This is a genomic window from Bifidobacterium rousetti (genome assembly GCF_008698235.1).
Lineage (GTDB): Bacteria > Actinomycetota > Actinomycetes > Actinomycetales > Bifidobacteriaceae > Bifidobacterium > Bifidobacterium rousetti.
Genome location: NZ_PEBH01000002.1, coordinates 414210 through 424945 on the forward strand (window position 1 = coordinate 414210; position 10736 = coordinate 424945).

Annotated in this window: 9 protein-coding genes; 2 read left to right on the plus strand and 7 right to left on the minus strand. The window is 67.6% G+C overall.

Translation table 11 applies throughout. The features are described from left to right. Positions 1–28 precede the first annotated feature (28 nt). The 3 genes from CSQ85_RS04260 to CSQ85_RS04270 form a co-directional block, all read right to left on the minus strand. Positions 29–1453: an FtsX-like permease family protein gene (locus tag CSQ85_RS04260; RefSeq protein WP_150382972.1), complete on the minus strand. Its 1425-nt coding sequence runs from the start codon at positions 1451–1453 to the stop codon at positions 29–31. Next, entirely contained in the window at positions 1446–2144 is a 699-nt protein-coding gene (locus CSQ85_RS04265) for an ABC transporter ATP-binding protein (RefSeq protein ID WP_223846825.1), read from the minus strand. The genes CSQ85_RS04260 and CSQ85_RS04265 overlap by 8 nt, the downstream gene beginning before the upstream one ends. A 515-nt stretch (positions 2145–2659) precedes the next feature. After that, positions 2660–3418, minus strand: a complete 759-nt coding sequence (locus tag CSQ85_RS04270; protein WP_150382974.1) for a hypothetical protein — start codon at positions 3416–3418, stop codon at positions 2660–2662. 362 nt (positions 3419–3780) lie between these two features. On the opposite strand from CSQ85_RS04270, the gene CSQ85_RS04275 reads away from it, so the two are divergent. Then, positions 3781–4992: a DUF4190 domain-containing protein gene (locus CSQ85_RS04275; RefSeq protein ID WP_150382975.1), complete on the plus strand. Its 1212-nt coding sequence runs from the start codon at positions 3781–3783 to the stop codon at positions 4990–4992. Positions 4993–5174: 182 nt separating this feature from the next. On the opposite strand, the gene CSQ85_RS04280 is transcribed toward CSQ85_RS04275, so the two are convergent. Together CSQ85_RS04280 and CSQ85_RS04285 are read right to left on the minus strand one after the other, a co-directional pair. Further along, positions 5175–6143 carry a Ppx/GppA phosphatase family protein gene (locus CSQ85_RS04280; protein WP_150382976.1) on the minus strand — a complete coding sequence of 323 codons (969 nt, stop codon included), beginning with the start codon at positions 6141–6143 and terminating at the stop codon, positions 5175–5177. 45 nt (positions 6144–6188) lie between these two features. Then, entirely contained in the window at positions 6189–7364 is a 1176-nt protein-coding gene (locus tag CSQ85_RS04285; protein ID WP_223846841.1) for an aminotransferase class I/II-fold pyridoxal phosphate-dependent enzyme, read from the minus strand. Positions 7365–7485: 121 nt separating this feature from the next. Between CSQ85_RS04285 and CSQ85_RS04290 the strand changes: the two genes are divergently transcribed. Further along, a complete protein-coding gene (locus tag CSQ85_RS04290) occupies positions 7486–8541 on the plus strand; it encodes a Gfo/Idh/MocA family protein (protein WP_150382977.1) in 1056 nt (351 codons plus the stop codon). A 12-nt stretch (positions 8542–8553) separates the two neighbouring features. Here CSQ85_RS04290 and CSQ85_RS04295 read toward each other — a convergent pair whose 3' ends face one another. Together CSQ85_RS04295 and CSQ85_RS04300 are read right to left on the minus strand one after the other, a co-directional pair. Then, positions 8554–9912, minus strand: a complete 1359-nt coding sequence (locus tag CSQ85_RS04295) for an MFS transporter (RefSeq protein WP_150383062.1) — start codon at positions 9910–9912, stop codon at positions 8554–8556. 2 nt (positions 9913–9914) lie between these two features. Further along, positions 9915–10640, minus strand: a complete 726-nt coding sequence (locus tag CSQ85_RS04300) for a GNAT family N-acetyltransferase (RefSeq protein ID WP_150382978.1) — start codon at positions 10638–10640, stop codon at positions 9915–9917. Positions 10641–10736: the final 96 nt, after the last annotated feature.

Consider the following 10736-nt stretch of genomic DNA (forward strand, 5'->3'; position numbering starts at 1 on the left):
TCATCCTCCTTTTCCGAATCTGATGCCGTCAACGGCTTCTGATCGCGTCGGCCACGCTGCGGCGCAACGCGGGCCGGATCTGCATGTACTGGATGAGGAACAACGCCAGCCAGCAGGCCGCTCCCGCGCCGATCACACCAGCCCACGGGATCCCGGCCACTGGAACGCCGACGAGCGTGATGGAGCGTGTTGCGAGCACGAGCGAGCTGACGGCGACCGGGATGAGCGCGAGGACGACCGCGCCGGCGGCCAGGTGCAGGCTCTGCCACAGGATCATGCGCGTCACCCGGCGCGGCGACATGCCGATGCTGCGCAGCAGCGCCTGATCGGCGACCATGCCACGGTTCGACAACGCGATGACGGCCAGGCTCGTGGCCAGGGACACGATGCACAGCATCGCGATCATCAGCAGCGAGTCCGCGTAGTTCAGGCTCGTCGGATGGCCGCCCAGGGCCAGTATCCGCCCGTAGGACCGCGCGCAGGTCAGCAGGGTCGTGGACAATCCCAAGGCCAGTGCGAGCGGGGCGATGATGTTCATACTGGACACGGCCTTCGCCTTGGCGGCACGGGCCGCGAGCACGCCGGTCGCCGACCCGCACAGGCGGCACACGGCGCGTCCCGCATCCAGCAGGATTGGGACCAGCACGCCAGTGAGGACGTACATGCCGAACGACGCGATGATCCCGGCCCATAATGCGCTGTTGAACGTCTGGCCGGCCTCCTGCCCGAACGCGTGGGCGCGCGGCATGCCCATGCCGGAGAACGCCAATGCCAATGCCGCCGCCATGACGACCAGTCCCAGCGCGCAACGCGCCCAATACCGCCATCCACGTCTTCCAATCTGTGCGTCCCCGCCACGGATCGCCTCGATGGGACGAACCTTCGCCGCACGCATCGAGGGCACGAACGCGCCCAGCATGCACGTGGCCACGCCCAGCAGCAGCGAGCCGAGCCATGCCGTCGCGGACGGCGCGAACGCGGGAGGGACGAACGAGCCGAGCCCGCCGGCGAAGCTCTCCGCGGCCATCGCGTTGAACTCGGGAACCGCGAGCAGACTGGCCGGCATCGCGAGCAGTGAGCCGAGCAGCGAGCCGGTGAGGCTAGCCACGCCCACGAGCATCCACATGCCCGCGCGCACCTGACTCGGACTGGCGCCCATGAGACGCCATTGCGCGAACGTGCCGCGGATGCGGTCAACCGTGGCCGAACCGACCACCGTCAGCGAGAAGAACGCAAGCAACGCCACCACGACATAGATCGTGGCCGACACCATGCCGAACTCGGCCGGGTCCAGACCCGCCAGCCGGGCGGCCGATGCGAACGACGGCGACGAGGTCCACACGAACTGGTTCATGCACACGCCCACCAGCGTGGTCACCACCGCGACCACCATGATCGTGGGCACCCAACCCGCGAGATTATCGCGGAACACGCGAAGCACATACCTACCCACGACGGGCCTCCTGACCGTGCTGCGGCATGGCCGGCTCGAACGTGCGGCGCATGCCCTCGACGATCTGCCCAGCGGTCAGTCTGCCCGCGATGTGGGTGATTCCGCCGTCACGCAGGAAGACCACGCGGTCGGCCAGGGCGGCGGCGTCCGTGTCATGCGTGACCATGACCACGTTGGAACCCGAATCCGCCAGCTCGCGCAGCACCTGCAGCACGAGCTCGCTGTTCGCGGTGTCGAGCGCGCCGGTGGGCTCGTCGGCGAACACCACCGCCGGGCGCAAGAGCAGGGCCCGGCACAGGGCCACGCGCTGCTGCTCGCCGCCGGACAGGGCGCTCACCACGGTCCTCGCCCTCCGGCGCAGGCCGAACCGGGACAACAGCTGCGTGACCCGAATGTAGTCGGCCTTGCGATGGGCGAGCGAGAGCGGCAGCATCACGTTCTCCTCGACCGTCAGATACGGCACGAGGTTGTACTGCTGGAACACGAAACCGATATGCCCGCGGATGAACCGCGAACGACGCTCCTCGTCCAACGCGTAGATGTCGGTGCCGCCGATGACGACCCGACCCGAGTCGGGCCTGTCCAAACCGGACAACACGTACAACAAAGAGGTCTTACCCGCACCCGAAGGCCCGACGATCGCCGTCAACCCGGCACCGGGAATATCCAACGAGACATCATTGAGAATCACACTCGGACTGGAACCATCAGCGGAAACCACACGCTTGACCAACCCACGCGCCTGAACCAATAAATATGTATTTACCCCAATGAAGTCATTTGGTTGTTTTTTCATGGACGAGAATCCTTCCTACGAGAGTGCTACTGCCGACAGTATCCATAAAGACAAGTCAATCGTCTATGCCGGAGAGACGATTGACATCAAAAGATGTCAATCTGTCCGGGGAGATAACCGGAAAGCCCCACCATTGGTGTTTCATGCCGTCAATGCCATCAGGCAGGGAGGGGACGTACGGCAATGGATGGAAAAAGACATGTTTCTTTGGATGGGGATCGGTGGACTCGCGATGGTCCTCGGACTGGTCCTCATCGTGATCTCCGTACGCATCGGCAGGCGTCGGGCCGAACGGAGGTCCCGTTGCACCAGCGTCACCGAAGGCGTGGTGTCGCGGCTGATCGAACACGATGACAGCGACGGGGCACGCTGTGGAGTACGGCACACGGGACAGCGATTCACCTACTCATTCACTTGGACTTGGCGGCCTGCGAGTCGATCCACTGGTTGGCGGCGTCGACGGCCTCCTGCAAGGTGACGGCGGCGGCCTTGTAGTAGCGCGAGTCCTTCACACCGGAGTCGTCGAACAGCTGCTTGGCCTTCTCGTAGGCGGCCTGCAGCACCGGCTTGATCGCGGCCGCGGCACCGCCGAGCCGGTCGAGTTCGCCGAGCGATTCCTGCGCCTCGGAAAGCGTCGCCTCCAGCGCGCTTTTCGCGGACTGCAGGTCGGTGGCCGCGGAACCGTCAGTGCCGCCCTGCTGCGACTGCGCCTCCTCCTGCGCCTTGCGCTGGGCCTCCTGCGCGGCCTCGCGCTCGGCCTTCAACTCCGCGGCGCGCGTGCGCAGCCGCTGCGCGCCCGACTCCAGCTGGGAGGCGTACTGGCGCAGGTCCGATCCGAACGCGTTCGACGGGCAGACGGCCGGCGGATCCTCCCGCTTGGCCCCCGCGGCCACGGCCGCCGCGGACGCCTCGGTCCACTCGCTTTCGGCGGCCATGCACGCGTCGAACGCACGACGCTGGTCCACGACGAACAGGATCGCCGCGATGACGGCGAGCGCCACCAGCACCGCGATCACGCGGATCGTCCAGTTGCGCCCGCGGTTCCCGTTCCGACCGTCGCCGAGTCCTCCGCCGGCACCGCCGTCATACCCGGCGTCGCCACTCCGTCCGACGACGGGGAACACGACGGTCGGCGTGTTGTCGGATCGCTCACCGGATTCACTGGCCATATCCTCTTGACCTCTCTTCGGTCCCTTCCGGCCTGTCACGCCGGTCGACGATGACTACCACTCTATATCCCACTCCCCCGCCATACGGGTCTTCATCCCACATAACCGGACAACGCGCGACGCCGACAGGTCTTTCACTCGCAAGCATCGCCACCGCGTTCCGGAAGGCGTCGCAGACTGTCATGAAACGCCGACTGGAAACAGGCGGGTGCTGCTGGATTGTGGGGCAAATTGTGAGAGAATGGTAATGGGAGCTGTCGGTCTCCTCGGGGAAAGGCCCTGGGGTCGCACGTTCGAGTCGTGCAGGAGATCCTCGGCCGGGCGCAATAGGGCGGCCGGCAGAAGGGAGAAAGGCGACAGCCATGTCCGACGACAAGAACCAGTCACAGGTTCCATTCGATTCCCGGCCTTCCCAGCCAACGACGGCCGAGGAGACACAGGGCACGCAACCGCTGCAGCCGTTGCCGCAGCAGCCGATTCAGGAGACGCAGCCGTTGCCGACGCAACCGGCCCCGGAGGAGCAGCCCACGCAGGCGATTCCGTCGTTCGCGCAGCAGCCGACGAGCGTGTTCCCGCCCGCCGCCGACGCGACGCAGCCCATGCAACCCGCACAACCCGCGCAACCGCAGTATCCGGCGGCGAATGTTCCTCTCCCCTGCACCGCCGCGCCGACCGGGGCCGCGCCAGCCGCCCAATCGAACGGCGTTCCGAACGGCGCCGCGCCGTATCCGCCTCAGCCGGGTGTTCCGGGCGCTCCCGTTCCCGGCGCCCCGGGCGTCCCGTACCCGCCGCAGCCGAACGGGCAGCAGCCCTACTATCCGCGGGCCGGCAAGTGGAACGTCTGCGCGATCATCGGCTTCATCCTCGCGTTCCTGTTCTCGCTGATCGGCCTGATCCTGTCGATCGTGGGCCTGAACCAGATCAAACGCACGCATGAGAAGGGCCGCGGGCTCGCGATCGCGGGCATCATCATCAGCATCATCATGATGGTCGGCGGCGGCGTGGGCGCGTACTACACCGTCTCGCAGGCGATGAAGGTGGCGTCGTCCCAGTCCGCCACAGCGAAGGGCGGCACGAGCTCCGATCAGATCGGCGAGGACCTCGACAAGGGTCTCGACGAGCTCGAGCAGGATGATTCCGCCGGTCTGGACGGCACCGGCTCGGACGGCACGGATGGCGACTCCACGACCGACGGCACCGACTCCGGCTCCGACGACGCATTCGACTATCGCTACCCGTCGATGAGCGAGATGGTCGCCGATCCGACGTTCCAGAGCGAGATGCAGTCGTCGATCGGCTCGTCCTTCGACGGCACCGGCGCCACCGTGACCACGCGCGCCGAGGGCGACACGCTCGTCATCGACATCCACCTGCCCGCCCAGTACGACGCGGCCGCGAGCGAACTCGCCGCGCAACTGGCGTCCACCTCGGATCAGGCGATACAGCCGATGGCCGACAGCCTGCCCGACATGGTCAAGACCACCGGCCCGGCGCAGGCGCGCATGTACGTGCACACCGACGCGCAGACCATCTTCGACAAGACCTACACGGCCTCGTCGTCTTCCGCGCAGTAAGTGCGGCGGCACGTGCCGCAGGTCTCTCCCCCAGTCAGCTTCACTGACAGCCCGTCCCGCAATTACGGACGCGCTGCGCGCAGCTGACTGGCTCGCCTGTCGGCTCGCACGTTGCCTACAAACAGCTCTGCTGTTTGCTTCACGGCAACGTCCCGTCAGAGGGGGCCAAACCAGTTGAAGCCCTAGAAGCCGAGGCGGGTGCGGCCGAACTGGTCGAGCCAGCGCAGGATCGCGCCCTCGCGCAGCGCCCACGGGCAGATCTCGATCTCCTGGATGTTCAGGGCCTTCATGATCTCGTCGGCCACGACACCGCCTCCGACGATCTGCATCGTGCGCTCCGGGGTGATGCCCGGCAGGGCGACGCGCTGCTCGGGGGCGATCGCGGCGAGGCGCGGGATCCAATCCTCGAGCTGCTCACGCGTCATGATGAGCGTGTCCTCCCGTCCCGGCTGGCGCAACACGGCGCCGGCGAGCCGGGCGAGCGAACGGAACGTCTTCGACGTGCCGACCGCGTGGTTCGGGTGCTTCGACTTGGGGAACGCCTCGACCATCGGCTCGAGGATCTTGCGCACATGCCGACGCACCTCCTCGAGCTCCTCGGGCGTGGCCGTGCCCTCAGGCAGGTACTTGGTGGTCACGCGCCCCGCACCGGCCGGCACGGACAGCGCCACGGTCGGCTCCTCGTCGGAACCCATCGCGACCTCGAGCGAGCCGCCGCCGATGTCGAGCATGAGCAGTCGGCCGGCGTCCCAGCCGTACCAGCGTCGGGCGGCGAGGAACGTGAGCCTCGCCTCGTCGGTGCCGGACAGGACCGTGACGCCCTGACCGATGCGTTCCTCGATCTTGCGCAGCACCTTGTTGCCGTTCGGCGCCTCGCGCAGGGCGCTGGTCGCCATCGCGAGCAGCTGCGTGATGTCGTACTCCTCGGCGAGCTTCATGCTTTCGTCGATGGCCTCGAGGATCGCGTCGATGCCGGCCTTCTTGATCGAGCCGTCCTCCTTGAGGTACTTCATCAGGCGCACGGTGCGCTTCGTGCTGGCCTCCGGCTCCGGTCGGGCGCCGGGCGCGGCGTCGACGATGAGCATGTGGATGGTGTTCGATCCGATGTCGAGCACGCCGAGTCGGGTGGTGTGCGAGCGCAGGTTGACCATGTGGGTTGGATTCCTTCTTCTTGTTCTCTGATCAGATATGAAATCTTACTTCAGGGTCGGCAGCCAGCGGCCGAGACGGTCGAGGCCCTCGGCGAGCGCCTCGCGTGACGCCGCGTAGCTCAGGCGCACATGCGTGTCGGCGGTGGCGGCGCCGAAGTCGCGTCCCGGCGTCAGGGCGACGTGGGCCTCGTCGAGCGCGCGTTCGCAGAACGTCCATGCGTCCAATCCGGTGGAGGAGATGTTGAAGTACGCGTAGAACGCGCCGTTCGGCTCCACCTCGACCGGCAGTCCGATGCGCTTCAGGCCTTCGACGACGATATGACGCCGGGCGAGCAGCTCCTGACGTCGGCGTTCGCATTCGGCGAGGCTGTCGGGGGTGAAGCAGGCGAGCGCGGCGTGCTGGGTGGGCGTGTGGGCGCACAGGTAGTAGTTGGTGGCAAGGTCGTCGACCGCGTCGAGCACGGCGTCGTCGTCGGGGACAATGGCCCAGCCGAGCCTCCAGCCGGTCATGCCGAAGAACTTGGAGAAGCTGTTGCATACGATCGCCCCGTCGTCGCAGGCGAGGACGGACCTGACCTCGCTGCCGTCGGGTTCGCGGTCCGCGAGATCGAGGTAGGTCTCGTCGACGATGCGCCATGCGCCGTGGTCGCGCGCGTACGCGGTGACGTCCTTCAGGACGTCGAAGTCGATGGTGGTGCCGGTCGGGTTGGACGGCGACGTGATCATCACGGCCTTGGTGCGATCCGACCAGTGGGCGGCGACCAGTTCGCGGTTGAGATGGAAGCGGGTGGCGGCGCTGGTGGGCACGTCGACGACCCTGCCCTCGAAGCTGTTGACCAGTTCGCGGTTGCACGGGTAGGAAGGGTCGGCGACGATGACCTCGTCGCCCGGGTCGACGGTCAGGGCGGTGGCGAGCAGGAGCGCGGCCGAGCCGCCGGAGGTGATGACGATACGTTTGGGGTCGATGTCGAGGCCGTGGCGTTCGCGGTAGAAGTCGGCGATCGCGTGGCGCAGTTCGGGCAGGCCCATCGCGGCGGTGTAGGGCAGGGCGCGGCCGTCGTACTGTTCGCGCATCGCGTCGCGCACGGCCGGGGGCGCGCCGAAGTCGGGTTCGCCGAGGGAGAGTTTGATGACGCTCACACCGTTGGCGATCATCTCATCGGCCTTCGCGCCGAACACCATCGCGCGGAAGGGCTGCGCCTCGCGGGCGCGGCGGGACATCATGGGCTGCTTCGCTTCACCACTGGTCATACGCCCGTTGTATCGGCATGGCCCGACAGAACAGGCGCGACGACGGTAGGATGGGGATGTCCGCACGCGACCACTGATTCAAGGAGGAACGATGAGCAGGTTGAACGGCAAGCGCGCCGAAATCGAGGCGAACGGCGAGAAGGTGAACGTCGCGATCCTGGGCGCAGGTTCGATCGCGCGCACGATGGCGACGACGCTGGTGAGGATGGCCGCGGACGACCGCTACGCCGGATGGATCCACCCGTACGCGGTGGCGGCGCGCGACTACGATCGCGCCGAGGCGTTCCGCGGCGAATACGGCTTCGACCGTGCGTACGGCTCGTACGAGGAGCTGGCCGCCGATCCGCTGGTCGATCTCGTGTACATCGCGACGCCGCACGTCTTCCACGCCGAGCAGGCGATCCTGTGCCTGAAGGCCGGCAGGAACGTGCTGGTGGAGAAGTCGTTCACCGCGAACGCGGCGCAGGCCCGCGAGCTGCTCAAGGTGGCGGACGAGACCGGGTTGCTGGCCACGGAGGCGATCTGGACGCGCTACCAGCCGAGCCGCGCGATCATCAACGACCTCATCGCCTCGGGCGAGCTGGGCGACGTGCGCGTGGTGCGCGCCGACCTGAGCTATGAGAACCACGGCCGCGACCGCATCACCAACCCCGCGCTCGCGGGCGGCGCGCTGCTCGACGTGGGCGTGTACGCGCTGAACTTCATCGACATGGCCGTCGGCGCCGACCACGGGCGTTCGATCGCCTCCCTGAGCACCGTGATGACGCCGTACGAGTCGGGCGTGGACCGGTCGAACGCGACGATGATCGTCTATGACGACGGGCTGATGGCGGTGGCGACCAGCTCGCGCGCGGTCGCCTCGGATCGCGCCGGCGTGATCGAGGGCGACCAGGGCTATGCGGTGGTCGACAACATCAACAATCCGACCGGCATCGACGTGTACGGGCTCGACCACGCGTTGAGGCGCCACATCGACGTGCCGGCGCAGTTGACCGGCTACGAGTATGAGGTGGCGGCCGCCGCGAACGCGATCCTCGACGGTCGCGGCGAATGCGCCGAGATGCCCCACGCGGACACGCTGCGCATCATGGAGCTGATGGACCGCATCCGCGGGGAATGGGGATTGGTGTATCCGTTCGAACGGTGAACCGCCAGGAAGTCACCGACGTTTGGCGAGGGCCCAGCCGAGGAGGGCGAGCGGGACAGCGCAGGCGGTGAACGTGGCCGGCAGCAGCATGCCCATGTGCGGGCCGGCCGCGTCGAGCACGACGCCCGCCGCCGACGAGCCGATCGACGTGCCGACCGTGCCCGCCGTGGTGACCCAGCTCAGCCCCTCGGTGAGGCTTTCGGGCGGCACGAGGTCCTTGACGATGAGGTTGCCGGTGGTGAACAGCGGCGAGACGAACAGGCCGGTCAGCACCTCGACGGCGCCGAGCAGCAGCAGGTTGTCCATCGCGAGGCGGAATCCCACGTAACCGACCGCCAGTAGGCACAGGAACAGGATCATGTGCCCCCAATGGGAGCCCTTGAGGCCGCGCGAGCCGAAGACGATCGCGCCGATGCACGAGCCGAGCGCGAACATGGCCAGCTGCAGGCCCAGGAACTGCTCCAGCCCCATCGATTTGATGGTCGCGGTGATCGACACGTCGAACGCGGTGAAGCTCATGTTGAACACGATGAAAACCACGAGCAGGGGCAGCACGCCGCCGTAGAGCAGCACGCTCTTCGGCTTGGCGCCGGGCCTGCGCAGCGGGTCGAGGGTGAGCCGGTCGACACCGGTCGCGGCTGTGGCGGCTGTGGTGTCCCCGTCCGCGTCCCCCGCCTTCGTCTCGGCTTCAACGGGCACGTCGACGGACTCGGTCATGGCCGGCGGCTGTGTGGACTTCAGCGAGAAGAACACGAGACCGCCCAACCCGCAGGCGAGCGTCGGCACGAACAGCTGGCTGACCGGGTGCACGGAGGTGGCGAGCCACGCGGCGAGGATCGGGCCCAGGATGAACACGACCTCGTCGATCGCGGCCTCCATCGCGTACGCGGTGTTGAGCAGGGACTCGCCGTCGTCGACGCCGCGCAGCGCGTACGCCCAGCGGGTGCGCACGAGCGCGCCGAACGAGAACTGCGTCAGTCCCATCACGACGGCGAGCGCGAACAGCAGCGGGATCGGCACGCGCACGAGGGCCGCGAACGCGAAGGCGAGCATCGAGACGACCTGCACGGCGAGGGCGATGCGTCCGACGCGGCGCTGGCCGAACCGGTCGAAGGCGCGCGCGTAGAACGGGGTCACGCATGACAGGGCGAACACGTAGGCGGCGCTCATCGTGCCGGCGATCGTCCAGTTGTCGTACAGGTGGTTCAGGGCGAGCACGATGCCGAGGCTCATCATGGAGATCGGCAGTCGGGCGACGGCCCCGGAGACGCAGAACGCCTTCGCACCGGGGATGCGGAACAGGCGCGCGTAGGGGGATCCGGCCGTGGCGGCCGCGGGGGTCGAAGAAGTCGGGGAGGTCACGGGGGTCATGCTCACGCCCGCACCTCGCCCTCGTAGATGAAGACGTCCTCGCCATTGCCGGCGGGCTCGTCGGGGTGGTCCTTGGCGTAGCGTTCGGCGACGCGTTTCAACCCCTTGTGGTCGTAGAAGCCGACGTCGCAGCTGGAGTCGGTGTGCAGGTAGTAGCGCGGAACGCCTTCGGACGCGAGATAGGCGAGCATCCGGCGCCACAAGGTGCCTCCGACGCCGTGGCCGCGGGCGGCTGGCGCGACGAGGAACAGCTCGAGTTCGGCCGTGTCCCGCTCGTTGATGGCGAGCTCGTCCTCCATGCGGGTTTCGAGCGCGTGCCATGCGTTGGTGCGCGCGAGCGCCGTGACGCCTTCGGGCGTGGCGTTGAGTTCGGCGTCGACGTTCGCCAGCTCGTCGGCGGTGTCGTCGAACAGCGTGGGCCGGCCGGCCACGCGGGTGAGGGTGACGCCCATGAACGTGCCGTCGGCCCCTTCGGCGATGTCGCCGCGTGTGGCGGGTTCGAGGTAGTGGAGGGTGAAGTGGCGCGAGGTCATGCGCGCGATGGCGGGGTCGCCGGGTTCGTCGACGCCCCAGGTGAGGTAGAACTGTTCGACGATGGTGTCGATGTCGTCCCGGCGGATCGGCCGGTAGGTGACGGCCGTGGCCTTGACCCCGGATTCATCCTTGGGTGCGGCCACGATGCCGTCGGTTGCGGTTGCGGTGGTGGTTGCGTCGGTTGTCGCAGCCATGGTGCCTGATACTCCTTCATGGTTGGTCGTTCGGCACGTGCGCCCGCCCACACGTGCACGCACGAGGGTCGCGGCTTCCCCCGACGGGACGTTCAC

Bases quoted from the DNA above. Each gene is read 5' to 3' on its own strand.
- CSQ85_RS04275 (WP_150382975.1), top strand. From the start codon at position 3,781: ATGTCCGACGACAAGAACCAGTCACAGGTTCCATTCGATTCCCGGCCT.
- CSQ85_RS04270 (WP_150382974.1), bottom strand. From the start codon at position 3,418: ATGGCCAGTGAATCCGGTGAGCGATCCGACAACACGCCGACCGTCGTG.
- CSQ85_RS04285 (WP_223846841.1), bottom strand. From the start codon at position 7,364: ATGTCCCGCCGCGCCCGCGAGGCGCAGCCCTTCCGCGCGATGGTGTTC.
- CSQ85_RS04300 (WP_150382978.1), bottom strand. From the start codon at position 10,640: ATGGCTGCGACAACCGACGCAACCACCACCGCAACCGCAACCGACGGC.
- CSQ85_RS04280 (WP_150382976.1), bottom strand. From the start codon at position 6,143: ATGGTCAACCTGCGCTCGCACACCACCCGACTCGGCGTGCTCGACATC.
- CSQ85_RS04290 (WP_150382977.1), top strand. From the start codon at position 7,486: ATGAGCAGGTTGAACGGCAAGCGCGCCGAAATCGAGGCGAACGGCGAG.
- CSQ85_RS04295 (WP_150383062.1), bottom strand. From the start codon at position 9,912: ATGACCCCCGTGACCTCCCCGACTTCTTCGACCCCCGCGGCCGCCACG.